The sequence below is a fragment of the Sporosarcina sp. Marseille-Q4943 genome, assembly GCF_943736995.1.
Classification (GTDB): domain Bacteria; phylum Bacillota; class Bacilli; order Bacillales_A; family Planococcaceae; genus Sporosarcina.
In genome coordinates this window covers 929,991-947,357 of the sequence record NZ_CALSFT010000002.1, presented here as the reverse complement: position 1 = coordinate 947,357, position 17,367 = coordinate 929,991, and the positions used below count along the sequence as shown (strand labels likewise).

General features: G+C 47.2%; 15 protein-coding genes. All 15 read right to left on the bottom strand.

Annotation, left to right across the window (positions count from 1 at the left end):
* Nucleotides 1–63: 63 nt before the first annotated feature.
* The gene (secA, locus tag NIT04_RS04570) at nt 64–2,568 is read right to left on the bottom strand and encodes a preprotein translocase subunit SecA (protein ID WP_252502418.1); all 2,505 of its coding nucleotides are present in this window, start codon (nt 2,566–2,568) and stop codon (nt 64–66) included.
* A gap of 426 nt (nt 2,569–2,994) precedes the next feature.
* Complete coding sequence (hpf, locus tag NIT04_RS04565; RefSeq protein ID WP_252502417.1) at nt 2,995–3,558, bottom strand: ribosome hibernation-promoting factor, HPF/YfiA family; 564 nt, start codon at nt 3,556–3,558, stop codon at nt 2,995–2,997.
* A gap of 123 nt (nt 3,559–3,681) precedes the next feature.
* Nucleotides 3,682–4,065, bottom strand: coding sequence for a PilZ domain-containing protein (locus NIT04_RS04560; protein ID WP_252502416.1), 384 nt, complete (start codon nt 4,063–4,065; stop codon nt 3,682–3,684).
* Between the two features lie 57 nt (nt 4,066–4,122).
* The gene (locus NIT04_RS04555; RefSeq protein ID WP_252502415.1) at nt 4,123–5,604 is read right to left on the bottom strand and encodes a methyl-accepting chemotaxis protein; all 1,482 of its coding nucleotides are present in this window, start codon (nt 5,602–5,604) and stop codon (nt 4,123–4,125) included.
* A 112-nt stretch (nt 5,605–5,716) separates the two neighbouring features.
* Nucleotides 5,717–7,183: a methyl-accepting chemotaxis protein gene (locus tag NIT04_RS04550; RefSeq protein WP_252502414.1), complete on the bottom strand. Its 1,467-nt coding sequence runs from the start codon at nt 7,181–7,183 to the stop codon at nt 5,717–5,719.
* A gap of 103 nt (nt 7,184–7,286) precedes the next feature.
* Nucleotides 7,287–7,697, bottom strand: coding sequence for a hypothetical protein (locus NIT04_RS04545; protein WP_252502413.1), 411 nt, complete (start codon nt 7,695–7,697; stop codon nt 7,287–7,289).
* Nucleotides 7,637–8,038, bottom strand: coding sequence for a flagellar export chaperone FliS (gene fliS, locus NIT04_RS04540; protein ID WP_252502412.1), 402 nt, complete (start codon nt 8,036–8,038; stop codon nt 7,637–7,639). Before fliS ends, NIT04_RS04545 begins: the two co-directional genes overlap by 61 nt.
* Nucleotides 8,039–8,372: 334 nt before the next feature.
* Complete coding sequence (locus NIT04_RS04535; protein ID WP_252502411.1) at nt 8,373–9,875, bottom strand: flagellar hook-associated protein 2; 1,503 nt, start codon at nt 9,873–9,875, stop codon at nt 8,373–8,375.
* A 15-nt stretch (nt 9,876–9,890) separates the two neighbouring features.
* The gene (flaG, locus tag NIT04_RS04530) at nt 9,891–10,262 is read right to left on the bottom strand and encodes a flagellar protein FlaG (RefSeq protein ID WP_252502410.1); all 372 of its coding nucleotides are present in this window, start codon (nt 10,260–10,262) and stop codon (nt 9,891–9,893) included.
* Nucleotides 10,263–10,409: 147 nt separating this feature from the next.
* Nucleotides 10,410–12,074 carry a M20/M25/M40 family metallo-hydrolase gene (locus NIT04_RS04525; protein WP_252502409.1) on the bottom strand — a complete coding sequence of 555 codons (1,665 nt, stop codon included), beginning with the start codon at nt 12,072–12,074 and terminating at the stop codon, nt 10,410–10,412.
* Between the two features lie 120 nt (nt 12,075–12,194).
* On the bottom strand, nt 12,195–13,676 hold the full coding sequence (locus NIT04_RS04520) for a long-chain fatty acid--CoA ligase (protein WP_252502408.1): 1,482 nt from the start codon (nt 13,674–13,676) through the stop codon (nt 12,195–12,197).
* Nucleotides 13,677–13,694: 18 nt separating this feature from the next.
* Complete coding sequence (fabG, locus tag NIT04_RS04515; protein ID WP_252502407.1) at nt 13,695–14,435, bottom strand: 3-oxoacyl-ACP reductase FabG; 741 nt, start codon at nt 14,433–14,435, stop codon at nt 13,695–13,697.
* Between the two features lie 12 nt (nt 14,436–14,447).
* Nucleotides 14,448–15,347, bottom strand: coding sequence for an alpha/beta fold hydrolase (locus NIT04_RS04510; protein WP_252502406.1), 900 nt, complete (start codon nt 15,345–15,347; stop codon nt 14,448–14,450).
* Nucleotides 15,301–16,374, bottom strand: coding sequence for a 3-oxoacyl-ACP synthase (locus NIT04_RS04505; RefSeq protein ID WP_252502405.1), 1,074 nt, complete (start codon nt 16,372–16,374; stop codon nt 15,301–15,303). The genes NIT04_RS04510 and NIT04_RS04505 overlap by 47 nt, the downstream gene beginning before the upstream one ends.
* Nucleotides 16,371–17,363, bottom strand: coding sequence for a branched-chain amino acid ABC transporter permease (locus NIT04_RS04500; protein WP_252502404.1), 993 nt, complete (start codon nt 17,361–17,363; stop codon nt 16,371–16,373). The genes NIT04_RS04505 and NIT04_RS04500 overlap by 4 nt, the downstream gene beginning before the upstream one ends.
* Nucleotides 17,364–17,367 lie beyond the last annotated feature (4 nt).

Sequence of the window (17,367 nt, the reverse complement as noted above, 5' to 3'; positions counted from 1 at the left end):
AGCCGTTCTTCGTGACGGCTTTTGATGGGAAGTAAAGTTGTTGCGTTTCGTGCCGGGCAACAATTATTTGCCGTGGCAGTTTTTGTACTTTTTGCCGCTTCCGCAAGGACACGGGTCATTACGACCAATGTTGACCGCGCGGCGCACCGGCTTTTTCGTCACTTTTTCGCCGTCCTCTTTCGGGTTGACGGCCTGCCCTTTTGCGACTTCCTCACGCTCGAGGTTGTTGCGGATTTCAGCCTTCATGACATATTTCGCGGCATCGTTTTCGATAGCTGTTACCATATCCTCGAACATGGCGAAGCCTTCCGCTTGATACGCACGAAGTGGATCCGTTTGGCCATATGCACGTAAATGGATTCCGTGACGCAATTGATCCATCGCGTCGATATGGTCGGTCCATTTTGAATCGATCGCACGAAGAAGGACGACCTTTTCAAATTCGCGCATCCGGTCCTCGGACATTTCAGCTTCCTTCTCATTATATCGTTCAATGACCGCATCGTGAATCATTGATTTCAATTCTTCTTCAGATTTTCCTTCCATGTCCGCAACCGTGAGTCGGCCTTCCGGAAGAAGGTTTGCACCGAGGAAATCTTCAAGACCTTTCAATTTCCATTCCGAATCTTTGTCTTCAGGCGCATGCATCTCAACGACACGATCGATGACATTCGTCAGCATGCCTTCAAGAACGTCGCGGATATTCTCTGATGCGAGCACTTCATTACGTTCCTTGTAAATGATTTCACGCTGTTGACGGAGCACATCGTCGTATTGCAGCAAACGTTTCCGGGAATCAAAGTTGTTACCCTCGACACGTTTCTGCGCAGACTCGACGGAACGCGATACCATCTTCGATTGGATCGGCGTCGTATCGTCCATGCCAAGCCTTGTCATCATGCCTTTCATTTGCTCGGAACCGAACCGGCGCATCAATTCATCCTCAAGGGACAGGTAGAACTGCGTCACACCCGGATCTCCTTGACGGCCTGAACGTCCGCGCAGCTGGTTGTCGATACGGCGTGATTCATGCCGTTCCGTACCGATGACAGCAAGTCCACCAACCTCTTGTACGCCTTCACCAAGTTTAATATCCGTACCACGGCCCGCCATGTTCGTCGCAATCGTCACAGCGCCTTTTTGCCCAGCTCCCAAGATAATTTCGGCTTCACGGCCATGATTTTTCGCATTCAATACATTATGTGGAATGCCGTATTTCTTCAAGTAATTCGAGATGATTTCAGACGTTTCGATTGCCACTGTACCGACAAGGACAGGCTGCCCTTTTTGATGGCGTTCTTTAATGTCTTCGGCAACCGCCTTGAATTTCCCGTCCATCGAAGCGTAGATGAGATCCGGACGATCGTCCCGTGCGATCGGCCGATTCGTCGGGATGGCGATGACATTCATATTGTAAATATTACGGAACTCTTCCTCTTCCGTTTTCGCTGTACCCGTCATACCGGATAGCTTGTCATACATCCGGAAGAAGTTCTGGAATGTGATCGTTGCAAGCGTCATCGTTTCATTCTGGACTTCCAAGCCTTCCTTCGCCTCAATCGCCTGATGCAAGCCATCGCTGTAACGGCGGCCACTCATCAAACGGCCCGTGAATGAATCGACGATGACGACTTCGCCTTCCTGGACGACGTAATCGACGTCGATATGCATGCTCGCATGCGCCTTCAACGATTGGTTGATCGCATGGTTCAACGTGACATGCTTCAAGTCAAACAAGTTCTCGATGCCGAAAGCTTTCTCTGCCTTTTCGATACCCGATTCCGTCAAAACGACACCTTTCGTCGACTCGTCATAGGAGTAATCCTCTTCCTTTTTGAGCGTAATGACGAAACGGTTTGCCAATCGGTAAAGCTCCGCCGATTTCGCCGCTTGTCCGGAAATGATCAACGGCGTACGTGCCTCATCGATCAAAATGGAGTCGACTTCGTCAATGACCGCATAATGAAGCGGACGCTGCACTTTATGCTCGTCATACAAAACCATATTGTCGCGCAAGTAGTCGAACCCTAGCTCATTGTTCGTCGTATACGTAATGTCCGCTGCATACGCTTCGCGCTTTTCCTCTTTCGACAAGCTGTTCAAGTTTAAGCCGACTGTCATTCCGAGGAATTCGAATAGCTCGCCCATCTCATTCGCATCACGGCTCGCGAGGTATTCGTTCACCGTTACGACGTGGACGCCTTTGCCTTCCAGCGCATTCAAATAAACCGAGAGCGTTGACGTCAACGTCTTCCCTTCCCCGGTCTTCATTTCAGCGATATTCCCTTCATGCAAAGCAGCCGCACCCATGATTTGTACACGGAACGGATACATGCCAAGTACACGGCGCGAAGCTTCACGGACGACCGCGAACGCTTCCGGCTGAATGTCGTCGAGCGATTCGCCGTTCGCAACCCGTTCCTGGAATTCTACCGTTTTCGCTTTCAGTTGTTCATCGGAAAGCTGCTCCATTTCGGTCGCATGCTCTTCGACTCTATCTGCAATCTTTTCTAGACGTTTTAAATCTCTTTTATTCGGATCAAACATTTTATTCAATACGCCAAGCATATACGTCACATCCTCATTAAGTTCACCCTTCATTTTAACATTGTAAAAAGCATGGTGCAAATAGTCCGGGTGATTTAGAAGGGGATTTTTGAAAAATCGTTTTATATGTCACTCTTTCACTTTCGAAAACGGATTTCCGTTCCAGGCGGACGCTTTCCGAGGGCGAGCGGTGAGCCAATCGAACAGCGAAGGGTTCGATTTGCCGTATTTCTGCGCCTTTGGCAGAAATTAAGGCATCCTGCAAAATCCTGCTCCCTTAGGGTCGCAAAAAATATTGCTCGCAACGCTGCGCTTGTGCTCGCAAACGCCGTTCTTCGTTACGGCGTTGGCAGGAGTCGCCGCCTTTCGCTTCAATCAACGGAACTTGATAATAATCTGTAATCGAAGTAAAACCCCCGGATTTCTCCGGGGGTGGTTGATGACCATTTAATTTGTTTCAATTAATCCGTATTTACCGTCTCTACGTTTGTAGACGATGTTTGTGCCGTCGGATTCGGCGTCTGTGAAGATGAAGAAGCTGTGGCCGAGCATGTTCATTTGGAGGATGGCTTCCTCTTGGTCCATCGGCTTCAAGTCGAACTGTTTTGTACGGACGACTTGGAATTCAGCATCTTCACCTAATGCTTCTTCATTGCCGTTCCTTTCCTTCTCCACGGATTGCAGGAAGGCTGCGACGCCTTCGCGTTCGCGGAATTTGCGGTTCACTCTTGTTTTATATTTCCGGATTTGACGTTCGAGCTTGTCGACGATCAAGTCGATTGCAGCGTACATGTCATCATGACGCTCCTCCGCCCGAAGAGTCAAATTCTTCATCGGAATTGTAATTTCCACTTTAGTCTGTTTGTCGTTATACACTTTCAGGTTGACGTGGGCTGTTGCGTTCGCGCCCTCTGTGAAGTATCTTTCGAGCTTCTGTACTTTCTTCTCGACGTACTCACGTATTGCCGGAGTTACCTCAAGGTTTTCCCCTCGGATGTTAAAGTCTAGCATATGAACTCCTCCTTTAATTAACCGTTAATGTATACTTCTACATCTATATTTTAATTTCCTTCTTTATATTGAAGGAAGATTAAAACCTTGTCGAAATGTGACGGAATCATCACGTTGGAGTTATTAGCTTTTCTTCCCGTCCGTTGCCCCGACTTCCGTCCGCCTGCGGATCTTCAGTTCATCGACAATCAGCTTTGAAATGGAAGGATCTTCAACAAAGTCAATGCCGTATTGGAAACCTCCGACGGATTGCTTCTTCCAAACAACCTTCCCACCGATGTCGATCGGCGTTTCAAAAAGGGTGAAGTGAAGCCGCACAGAGACTGGCTCCTTCTCTACCGGCAAATTGAAATCTGTTGCAATTTTCGTGCCTCCTGGACTGATATCGAGCAATAGGCAATCTCCCGGATTGGACTCGTTCGCAGCCTCCCCGATGAGAATCCGAAATGACGCTTTCAGCGGAGTTCCAAATGAATGCCTGAAATACTCCTGACGCTTATACAGCATTTCACCACTCCGTTCCCTTTCTATTCCCTATATTCAGTATACCAAATCCCAGGAGATTTATCGAACTTCAGCCAACTCCCTCGTTTTTCTCATCGTTCTGTCCAAAGTCCTGACGATCTGCTCGTTGTCGGCAACTGTCGCATGCACCGTCGCATTCACTTCTTCCAGTGCCGCACTTGATTGCGCCAGCAGATCCGCAAAAGCTCCAGTCATTTCACCGATATCGGACGTTTCTTTAGAAATGATTTTCATTTTGGAATCAAACATTTCAAACTTCCGATGCAGCCCATCCAATGTTTGATGCATCCGTTCGATTTTCTGCTCCGCCTGGACAGTCATCGCACCTTGAAACTTTAATTTCCCGGTGCTTGCCGTCAGATTTTCCCGAGAACGACCGTTCATCGTATTCACATCGTTCAAATTACCGTTTATTTCCGACAGCGTCTCCGCAGTCATATGAGCCAATTTCCGGATCTCTTCCGCTACAACCGCAAAACCTCTTCCATGATTCCCAGCGCGTGCCGCCTCTATCGACGCATTTAATGCTAATAGATTCGTCTGCTCGGTAATCCTCGCGATCGATTTTGCAAGCGTGTTTGTCCGTTCAATGTTTTGAGTAAGTGCGCCGAATGAACCATTCAGCTCATTCAACAGTTGCTCGACTTCTTCCATCCCGATCCGCACATTGCGCATCAAGCTGACGACTTCATCAGATTCCGTACGTAATTCCGTTGCTTCAACAACCATCGATTGCGTCTCGTTTCGCATTTCAATTACATCATCCTGCGTCCGCTCGGCATTTTCAGCGATCCTGCTGATCTGCTCCGCTTCCTGCTCCACACCGGTTGCAAGGGCATCCATGATTTCAAGCAATTCCTGCTGCGAAGCTAAATGACGCTCGGCCGTTTTTCCGATTGACGTCAAATCATCCGCCACTTGCTCGACGTTTGCATTCAAACTACGGTGCTTCCGTTCCTCTTCCTTCGCCAGCTCTGCCTGTTCTGCCGTGAATTGGTTCACGCGAGACTCCAATTTCTTCGTCTGCCTAATTTGGATGAGCAGTCCGACAGCCATAAGGACGAGCGGAAGAACCATGCTCCCTTTGCTGGACGCAATCTGCTCCTGATACGGATAGTTCGTCAAAAATACAATCATGACAAGTATGGACAATGCAAAGCCGTACGACATAATCCCTATCGATACGTGGACGCTTGCGATTCCGGCAATAAAAAAAGCAATCCCGGCTGTCGTGATAGACGGGTCCCCGACAACTCCATTAAAAATGGTAGCACCCGCGGTAATCCCGATAATTACCCATGGAAACAGCTTTTCAATGAATGTAATTTTCCGCGATAAAAGATAGAGAATGATTGACGTTGTCAAAGGTATCGTCATGCTGATCGTCTTCAAGGCATCTTGCCCGGTTACAAAATAATAGATTGCTCCGATTAAGGCTGACGCGCCGAGTGTGATGAATAATATGAAGTTCTTCTTCGCAAATTGCTCTTGCAATAATTTATCCACATTGTCTACTTCCATTTCCATTCCCCCTTGCCAGTTCCGTTAATCCTATCTCTATTTTCAATGTATCACGAATAGTAAAATAGTTCCATATAAAAAATAGCCCCGAATTACTCCGGGGCACCATACTTTATTCCTTTAAACGAATCGCTTCATCATGTGTCTTTTGGATATACGTAGCCATCTGCTGCTGCTCATTGACGGCCTCTGTCAATGTCGCATTCAATTCTTCAGTTGCTGCAGTGCTCTGCTGTACGATTGACGCAAAATCCATCGTCCGTTGCTGGATCTTTTCGCTATTCTGAGCAATTGTCTGGAACTCGTCTATGAACGACGTCAGATTTTCTTTCAACGTATCCATTGCCGTGTAAAGGGAATTGAAGGACTGCACGGATTCTTCCGCAACCGTCGACTGGACCGTCAGCTGTTCGATTCCCTCCTCCATTTTCATTACTGCCAAATCGTTGTATTCATTCACATCACGCAAGTTCTGGTTGATCTTATGCAATGTCTGATCTGTCATGCCCGCGAGTTTCCGGATTTCCTCGGCAACGACCGCAAACCCTTTACCAAATTCTCCTGCACGGGCTGCCTCAATCGAAGCATTCAGCGCCAATAAATTCGTCTGGTTCGTAATTGCTTGAATGGACGTTGCAAATTCATTCGTCTCTGTAATTTTTGCCGATAACGCTTGGAACGTTTCATTGAGCTCTTTGAAAGAATCCGAGAATAGCTCCATATTCCTTTTCAAGTCTGACATGTTCGCAGCACCGATTTCCGCTTGCTCACCTGCATTATGCGACTCGGTGACGATGCTTTCAAACCCGATGGATACACTGTTGACAACATCATTCGTACGTTCCGCCTCGTCGGCGATGTCCGAAATATGATCAGCCTGATGCTGACTGCCAATGCTCACTTCATTGATTGCCACGAGCATTTCTCGTTGGGAGGCAGAGGATGATACGGAACTTTCCTGCAGACGTGCCAAGTATCCGGTGATTGTCTCGAATGCATTTTCCATTTTAGTTTTCAACCGCTCTTCTTCTTGCACTTTCGCTTCCGTCAACGCCATCAACTCTTCCACTTGTAAAAATACCTTGGCATTTTGCCGGACGACTAAAAACAAAACGATTCCAGCGAGGAAGAATAACAAGAGCAGATTACTTCCGCTCGCGTTAACAAGTTCAGGTTCTACGAAATTAAAATTATTCAAGAGGAGTGCGATGATGCCTAGCAATAACCCGAACCCCATGATCAACATTTTCCCATGGATTGCGGAGAGAGCTAAAATGAGCACGATAATCCCAATGGTTCCTAAATTCGCTTCCGAGAAATAAATGACACCGAGCGCAATTACGAAATTCGATAAGAGCAAAACATAAGGAACGAAAGGGGAAAGCCTGTCCCATTTCACACTGAATAGATAAAATAGAAGCGCAATCGTAAACGGTACGGCGACTGAAAGGATGATGGCGAGCGGTGATTGTTGAATAAGCTGCGCAATTAACCCTAGACCTCCTGCAATCCCAAATCCTATGATCATAATGCGATTTTTCTGCAACCAATCCTGTTTCATTAACTGATTAATATTCATTTAAAGACCTCCAAACGGATAACAACTTATGTAAATATATAACAATATGATTTCAAATTAAGTCGGTCATGAAAAAACCAACCAGGTCTTCCTGATTGGTCAATTATTGTTTCGTATCGTAGAACGTCCCGTCTCGCGCCACTTTGCCATAAGGATTGACGTAGCTTTTCACGTGTTCTTTCTTCGACTGGGCAGCGGTAATGTCCGAGCGGATCAATTTCGTATAGGAGGCAAGGGCCTCGGCGACTTCTTTTTCGAGTGCGACGAGCTCCTTGCCTAATTCCTCTTCTTCTGGAGTGAAAGGTGCGACGATTTCCGTCTGCAAGGCATCCCTTTCATCAAGCAGCCGATTAATTTCATCGATGACGGCATCCCGATGCTCTTCTTCGGTGCGGCTAGTCGCGGACAACAGCTGCTGCGCCGTTTCCTGCCACCGGATCATCGCCGGCCGTATCATATTTCGTCCGTGTTCGCGTACTGCTTCGTGCGATTGATTTGAATCACTTGTTTCCACGTATCGCGAAACTCCGTAATAATTCCTGCCGCTTCGTCGTATAGCGCGATGTCGTTTTTAATATTTCCTTCGATAAGGCGGTTGTTGACGAAATCATAGAGCACCATCATGTTTTCGGAAACGGGTACGGACATGTCCAACGTGATCATGAGCTCGGACACAATCGCTTGTGCTTTTTGCGTCGCTGTATTTTTCTCTTCGATGTTTCCTTGTTCCAATGCTTTTTTTGCCTGTAGAATGAATTTCAAGCATCCGTTATAGAGCATGAGCGTCAATTCGCCAGGCGTCGATGTGTTCACAGTATTGTTTTGATACGTTGCATATGGATTATTAATTGCCATTGGTTGAATTTCTCCTTTTTATGGTTGTCCGGTAAGAACGAAAATCGCCAGAACGGCTCCCTTTCCGCGGGCGAGCGCTGAGCCAATCGAACAACGAAGGGTTCGATTTGTCTAATTTCTGTGTCCTTTGCAGAAATTAGACAGCTGCTCCCAACGCTTTGCTTTTGGTCGCAAAAGCCGTCCTTCGTAACGGCTCTTCCTGCAGGGTCTCAGCTGTCTCGCTTTCCCGCAGGAGTGTCGCCTTTTCTGGCGATTTTCTAGAAACCACTTTTTACGAGCAAGAAAAATACTGCTTGCCCTCAGTTATCAAAAGTCATTGGACAACATTTAATTCTTACATTCCGCCGCCAAATGCGTTCATGAGGCTTGCGGATTGCATGTTTGAACGTTGAATTGCACGTTCCATTGCGGTGAATTGTTTCCACAGTCGGTCTTCGGTCATGCGCAAGCGGTCTTCGAAACGTTCGATTTGCTTGTTCATGTCGTTCAAGTTTTTACCTAGTGTAAATGTATCGTTCACGTCACCGACTTTTCCTGCCCGTTTTGCGATGGATTTTTGTGCATCGTCAACGATTGTCCGAAGTTGGCGTGCGAAACCGTGCTCAGTTTTACTTGCATCCTTGCCGGCATCAAATGAGAATAACTTATGCACATTACCCGGATCTTCTGAAATGGCCTGTTTCAATTTATCTTCATCGATAATTAACTTTCCATGGTCCAAATAGTTATTAGACGTCGAGATACCAATACTGCTCAAAGATTGTTTATCAATAGAACCGGAAAGCGCCGTACGCATTTGTGTCAACAAACTTGAGATAGTAGAGTCATTACGCAATGTACCGCTTTTCGCTTTTTCTTCCCAAAGCTCAATTTCTTTCTCTTTCATTTCTTTTTTCTGTTCGTCTGAAAGAGGTTGGAATGAACGATGTTTCGGCTCGCGAATCTGTTTGTTCAGATCTTCGATTAGTTTATTGTAATCATCAATAAACTTGACGACGTTTTCGAAGATTTTTTCTGTATCAGGTGATGAGTTGAATGAAACAACCTTTCCACCTGTCGCAACCGTTCCATCGGCATTTAATGGGGACGTGACTTGCTTAAGCGTTAATTCAAAACCATTAATCTGAAAAGTATTTGATGAACGTTCCGTTTTCAACCCGTTGAAAGTAAATATAGCATTTTGTCCGTTTGTAGACTCGCCATTTATTTCAAGCGCTACGGCTAATCCTCCTGTTATTTGCAATTTATCCGAACCACCATTTTTAGCGGACGTGGCGATTGTTCCGGTAAATTCATCATAAAACGCACTAATACCTGTTTCCTCATTAATTTTCTTTATAACATTGCCAATTGTGTCATCTGCAGTAAAGGTAAGAGTTTTGGGTTCATTCATACCCGGTGCTGTAACTGTAATTGTAAAATCGGAAGGGACTTTCGATAACTCTGAAATTTTTAGTGCTTGTATTTCTTCAGTCGTATATTTTTCATCTGAAGCCTTTTTAATCTCCCTGCCTTGCAAAGTGGCATTTTTAGCAAGCTGGTGAATTTCAATTGTTCCCGAAAAATCACTTGTTGAACTTATATTTTTAATAGCAACATCATCAGGAGCTGATATCGTGACATTCTTCTGATTGAAGTTCTTAGATAGAATCATGTTATCAAAGATGTTCTGACTAAAATCAAACAATTGCCTATTCACTGCCCGATAATCATCCAACTGCCATTCTAGGTATTGCTTCTTCTGTGTAATTTTATTTATTGGAATACGGTGGGCGTTCATCATGTCTTTGATGATCTGTTCCGTGTCCATCCCTGTTGCTAATCCGCTAATTCGCATATGCTAGGTACCTCCTCAAATTTTCCGGTCGATGAGCAATCCGACAAACTCCTTCATGGCTGCGTATACATCCATCAGTTTTTTCGAAGGAATCTCTCGGACCACTTCGTCTGTTTTCGAGTCGACGATTGTCACGTAGTATTCCTTTAATTCATTATGCAATTTGAACCGTAATTGCGTGTTCACGCTTTCCAGGAACTTATTCATACTATCGGTCATCTGATGCGCTTTTTCAACGGGCAGTTGACGTTCTTCCCCTGATTGCTGTTGGTTTTGTACTGAGATTGCCTGCACTTCCGTCACCGCGACTCCCCTGTCCGGTGTTGCGCTTTCCACTTTCGCGCTCATTTGCTGCGTGCCGTTCGCTATTCCAATGCGTCCAACCATCTTCCCAGCCTCCCTGTCTTTGAAAATCCCATTACTCTTTCTATCGGCTGTGGCCGAAAAAAGTTGAGTGGAAGCGGGAAAAACATCCGTATTATTGGAAATGAAAAAATGGCGGCAACCTGTAAGGTCGCTCGCCATCACTCATGCTTACTTTAACACTTCCTGAATCACATGATTCGTCAGATTCGGGACGATTTCCAATGAATACGTCATTTCCATCCGCTCAAGTTTTTTATGGCCGTCCATACCGTACGGGCCTATGTTGATAACCGGAATATTCAAGGCGTGGACATCTTCATATGCGACATGAAGCTTCTTGCCCCAAGAAGGCGTATTTTCCACCATATAATCAATTTCATCCATACGATCACTCATGGCGACAAAGCTCATATCGGATATATGTGGGAAGAAGTTTTTTGCAACGATCGGATAGTTGTACTCCGGCTGCAGCGCTTCAATTGCATGATCCAATGCTTGCAATAGTTTTTGTTCATCATCTGTATCCCCTGTCAATGCGACGCGAGGGGAATACAATGAGGAATAAAAGACGATGATTGCTGGGCTTTTATCCGGCATGAACTTCCATGCTTCCTCAACGATTCGAGCAGCAAGCATTCGAGGATCGAGCGATTCATCTCGTTCTAACTCCTCTTTGAAATCTTTCATATGGTTTTCATATTGTTCCCCATGTGTACGTGTTAGCAATTCCTGCATTTCACTATATGTGAAAACTCTCGGTTTCCAAGAAATCGGGCGATATGGCTGATTACTCATCTGGCAATAGGTTTGATATCGTTCTTCAAATGATGTGAGGGCATTCGTGAAAGCGATCGTTGCTTGTTCTTTCAATAAATCAAGTACCTTCTCCGGCGACCAGGAGTGGACGAAGAAGTTATAGTACACATACGCCGATAATGCCGTTTGTACAGTATAAGACGGTTTTAGATCAGCTTGTTTCAATGAAACCGGCGGCATTGTCGATTCCCCTAAAGCTGTGTCACTCAAATCCGGATTGTAATTGATTTGCTTCGTTAACTCGGCAGCGACGAAATTCGGGTCAAGGCCATCAAACGCCGATCCGACGTGGGCCTCCTCACCTGTAATAAAAAAGGATGGCAATAGCTTTCCGACCGTCCCCTTATATACATAACGATTTTCATCACCATCATAGGCAGGCGCGACAAAATCGCTATTCACGGCTGCTACATAAGTGAATCCGTGTTCATCCTTCCACTTTTTCAACGTTTTCAAAGCAGATAAAATGCCATGGGAACTATCCTCCTCATCGCATTCCGCGATGAAGACGAGGTTGCCGTCGAGTTGTTCCGGATGTTCCGCATAATAGGTGAGTAAATACATATTGCTCGCAAGACCGCTTTTCATGTCTAGGACCCCGCGGCCGAAAAGCCAATCGCCCGATTCCAATTGTTGTTGTGCTTGTTCCGAAATGCTCTCATTCGATAAATTGTCCATCCAATCATCCGGGGTAAAAGCTAAATTACGCTGTTTACCGAAATCGTCGACTCCGACCGTATCGATATGCCCCATCAAAACGACGGTTCGATCGCTTTCTCCCTTTGTTCCTTTCACGAAAGCGAGGACGTTATAACGTTCTTTTTCATCATTGATCGTTTGTTCCATGACGAGTTGCGAACGGTTCTCCGAAAAATACGGATGAGAATCCAAATACTCGTAAATGAATTTGGCGATATCCTTTTCCCCATCTGTATTGACAATGCTTTCAATGCCTACAAGCTTTTTGGTAAGCGATAAAATTTCCTTGCGACAATGAAGCGTAATTCCCTTTTTCATGTGACATTCCCCCGGCCCTACTGTATTTTTATATTATATATAAATTTCTGTTAGTTGCTAATCCCATAGTACCAAATAAAATAGGCGTCTCCAAGCCCAAATTGGCTTACGAGACACCTGTTAGTTCAGTAGCATTTTGCCCAAACTCCCACTATCAATCTTACCGACGTGTGTTTTCGGCAGCTCCGGCAAGACGATGATTTTTTTCGGGACTTTATAGGAGGCGAGTGTTGCTTTGCAATGCATAATCAATGCCTCTCGTTCAAAACTAGTTTCTTCGTTCACTACGACAAAAGCGACGACCGTTTCTCCCCACACTTCGTGCTCCATGCCAACGACCGCCGCTTCGCGGATGCCTTCATATGTGATGAGACATTGTTCGACTTCTTGAGGATAAACATTTTCCCCGCCCGTAATGATCATGTCTTTTTTTCTTCCGACGATGAATGCATCCCCGTCATCGTCAATTTTAGCGAGATCTCCCGTACGAAGCCATCCATCCTGCACGACTTCCGATGTTTCGTGTGGCTTATTCCAATAACCCGAAAACAGATGCGGACCTCTCAACGATAATTCACCGATTTCACCGGTCACACAGCGATTCCCTTTGTCATCCAGCACTTGTATTTCATTGAACAACATGCTCTTCCCGACCGAACCGATTTTACGAACTGCATCTTCCGGGCGTATGAAGAAGTTATTCGGTCCAGCTTCCGTCAACCCGTATCCTTCCTTGAACCGCAAACCTTTCCGATGGAATGATTGATAGATCGTCTTCGGACACGGCGCACCGCCTGATAAAAATACATTCATCGACGGGAAGGAGGAGTGATGGAAATACTGTGTCTGGATCATCATTTGGTACATCGTCGGAACAAATAAAGAAATCGTCGCTTCATATTGATCCGTTGCTAACAACGCTTCTTCCGGGTTGAATTGATGTCCGACGACGACAGTGCCCCCCGCCATGAGCAAAGGAATGCTCAATGCATTCAATCCTCCCGTATGGAAAAGCGGCATGTAATTGATTGTCGTGTCGTGTTCGGACAACCCCCAGCTTGTGATTGTGTTGAGCGCATTCCAATTGACCGCGTCATAGGAGAGCATGACCCCCTTCGGCAACCCGGTCGTGCCGCCCGTATAAATGATCATCCATGTGTCGGAGCGGTTACCATGATCGGCCGGCTGCCAGTTTACGGGGGTGACGACCGTCTCGATAACAGACAGTGAAATCGAGCTTTTCACAGTCAAACCAGCCATTCGATCTTGAAAATCATCATGGAAGAGGAGCAATTCCGGTGTGCAATCATCGAGCAACGCTTGCAATTCCAATTGTCTCAGCCGCCAATTGAGCGGGACATAGATGAGTCCTTGCAGACCGCAGGCGAACAGGACGGCGAAAAGCTCCGGACTGTTTGGAGAATAAACGGCGATGCGCTCCCCCTTCTCATAGCCTTGCGCACGGAAAAAGGAGGCCCAGCGCATGATCCGATTTTTCAAATCCGCGTACGTCCAGCTCGTTTTCGAATGGACGTCGATCAATGCGGGCCGTTCCGCGGAGAGTGCGGCCCTTTTCAATATCCAGCCATGCTCATGGAACACGCGGAAACCCTCCTTCCTTTACATCATGATGCCGCCGTCAACATGTAAAACGTGTCCGTGGACATAGTCCGATTCTGCGCTCGCCAAGAAAAGATACGCGTTCGCGATATCTTTGGGCTTCCCGAGCCGCTGCAATGAAACGGCCGATGCCATCTGCTTGATGATGGTTTCCGGCATTTTTTCCACCATCGCTGTCGCCGTGAATCCAGGCGCCACCGCATTGACATTAATGCCTTTTCGACCAAGTTCCTTCGCCCACGTCTTCGTCATCCCGACGACCGCTGCTTTTGTCGCCGCGTAATTCGTCTGTCCGAAATTCCCATACACGCCGCTGACAGAAGACGTATTGATGATCTTCCCTGCGCCAGCAGAGATCATATGAGGCGCGACAGCTTGCGTACAGTTGAAGACACCCGACAAGTTCACATCAAGCACACGCTGGAAATCCGCTGGATCCATTTTCAGGAGTGTCGCGTCTTTCGTAATGCCCGCATTATTGATTAACACATCGATTTTCCCGAACTGTTCAAGCGCTTGTTCCACGAGGCGGTCGACACTTTCGCGGTCGGCGACGTCGACTTGCACGAATATGACGTCATGCCCTTTCTCCTTCAGAATCGCTTCCTGCTCTTTTCCTGCCTTCTCGTCATAATCGGCCATGACGACGGAAGCCCCTTCTTCCGCAAAACGCTCACACGCAGCGAGACCGATGCCGTTCGCCCCGCCTGTAATAATTGCCACTTTCCCTGATAGTCTCATGCTGTCCACTCCTTATTCCAGAAACGTTTCAATTGTATTTGTCAGTTGTTCCAAATTATCTACGAGTGGCGAATGCCCCATATCTTCCAGTTGAATGAACGTCGCATTGTCGCCGAGGTCTTCCAGGATTTCTTCCGTCATCTGCGCTGTCACGACATGGTCGCGGTCGCCGCGCAGTACGAGCACGGGGATGTCGATGTCTTTCGCCTGATCCGATCCTTCGTTGACGCCGTTATGCTGCGCGCTAATATTGAATGTGTTCAACGAATGATAGACGTCCGCCAAATTCCGTTGGGTGAGCATGTCATCCACATATTCATCGTATTTTTCTGCATCCGGCTGGTTATGCGTATAAATCAATGCATTCCAAACGGCCTTCAGCCCTTCCCGGTTTTTCGTGTCGTATAGTCCTTGCATCGCGAGCGTCTTGCCTGCATCCTGCTCGATGTCTTCAATCGTTTGAAGGCGTAGTCCGATGTCTGGACTGCCATCCGGCTTCGTTCCGAAAAACGGGTATCCACGTGTCGATGCGGATGCGAGCAGCACGAGCTTTTCACATTTTCCCGGATGATCCGCCACATATTGCATGCAGACGGCGCCGCCCGTCGACCAGCCGACTAGATGGAAATTTTGCAGTTCCAATGCGTCGATGAAGCCGTGCAAGTCGTCAGAGAAATCGCGGATGCCGGTCACTCTTTCGTTGTACGTTGATTCCCCGAACCCTCTCAGATCCGGCGCGTACATCTTATACTTCGGATCCATCTTGTCGAGCAACACGTCCCAATGCTTAGATGACGTCATATTGCCGTGTACAAGAATGACGACCTGTTCGCCGCCTTCCCGTTCCCGGTAGGCAATCTGTTCATTATTTGCTAGTTTCACTTTCTTCAATCCCACTTGTTGAAGTGCCATGTTCCTTCTCCCCCTCACTCTTTCCCCATTTCACCGTGATCGCCCCCCAGGCGTACCCGATGCCTGCGCTGACGAGCACGGCGATATGTCCATCATTCAATTTATTTTGCTCTAACGCAAGCTCTAAAGACAAAATTTGGTCCATTTGCCCGATATGACCGTATTCATGTAAATAAACTGATTGTTCTTCCTGAAGACCGAGCTCGCGCAGGACGTAATCATGCGCAGACCTCTTCATATGCAAGATTGCGAGATAATCAATATCCTTCTCCGTAAGTCTGCTTTTTTCCAATGAACTGCGGATGACCTTCAAGAAGTTTTCCATCGACTTCTGTTCAAGCCGCGCTTTCATTCCGATCGGGTCAAGCACATCCAAACGGTAAAGGCCGTTGTCCAGATCTTCCGACGTGAGCGGCTTCTTCGTACCACCGACAGGAACGACGACATCCTCCGAGAAGGATCCGTCCGTTATGAGTTCCGCCTCCATGACGATGTTTTCAGGATGGTCGCGCCGCAAGATCATCGCGGCACCACCCGCCGCCAAGTTGAACATGAAGCGGGTCCTTTCATTTCCATAATCAATGAAATCGCCGTTCCGATACCCTCCTGCGAGAAGGACCGTCTTAATTTCCGGATCAGAAAGCATAAGGCTTTTCGCCACTTTCATCGCCATGATCGCCGTACCGCAGCGGAGCGCGACGTCGAATGCCCAAGCATGATAGGCACCAAGCTCCTCCTGCATTTTGATGGCAGCGGTCCATAACGGATATTCCTTATGTTCTTCCCCGATATAAATGATGACGTCAATTTCCTTCGGGTCGACCTGCCCTTTCCGGAGCGCTTCTCGGGCTGCCCATACGCCCATTGCGACAGTATGATCGTGCTCCCCGGGAATCGGTTTTTCCGTTATGCCCATCTTCGTCTTCACGACGTCCACCGGCAATCCCGACCGTTCCGCAATTTCCTCTGCAGTCATTTTTGTTGAAGGGATATACGTGCCCGTACTAACAATACCGACTGACGTCATGAGACTTCCTCCTTCCCGAGCGGACGCGTCTTCGTTTTACGCTTCCAGAACTTCTCGCGTATCGTCCCGACGATGCCTCGTGGGAAGAAGATGACCGCCAGGATATAGACGATTCCGAAGAAAATGATCCATCTTTCAAAAATCGGATACTCCTTCGCAAGGCCGGATAAATAATGTTGGGCCAATTCGATGACACCTGCACCGACAATCGGGCCAATCAGCGTTCCGACACCTCCGATGATCGTCATGAGCAACGCGTCAAGCGTAATATCCATTGTCAGTACGCTAGTGTTGACGAATCGCAGAGAGACCGCATATAGCGAGCCCGCCAAGCTTGCGATGACCCCAGCTACAACGGATGCGATAACTTTATAATGCAATGTGTTAAATCCGAGCGACTTTGTCCGTTGTTCATTCTCCCTTACCGCGACGAGGACACGCCCGAACGGCGAATTGACGAATCTCCGGAGCAGCAAATAGACGAGCACGAGACAGATAAGCGTAGCGAAATAAAACATCATCCTGTCCTTGAAAAACTCTGGTGCCTTGAACGTAAATCCGTCATTCCCGTGCGTAACCGTGCGCCATTTTTCCGCGAGCACTAAAAACAGTCCCGAAACGGCTAACGTGAGCATCGCGAAGAAATGGCTTTTCAGCCGCAACGTCATGAGTCCGATAAAGAAACTGATCAATGCGGCAAGCAGCATCCCGCACCCGATCGATAGGATGAAAACGCCAATCGAAGGCTCCATCCTTTTCAGCATGACAGCTGTCGTATACGCCCCCATCCCGAAGAACATCGCATGCCCGAACGAGACGATGCCTGTATAGCCGAGCAAAACATCATAGCTCATCGCCAAAATCGAAAAGATGAAAATCTGTGTTAATAAAATCGTCCATGTCCTGGAATCCGAAACGAACGGGAAAACAGCGAGCACGAGAACGATGACGGCGAGAAACAAGTTGTTCCATTGAAATGTCTTTTTCATGCCG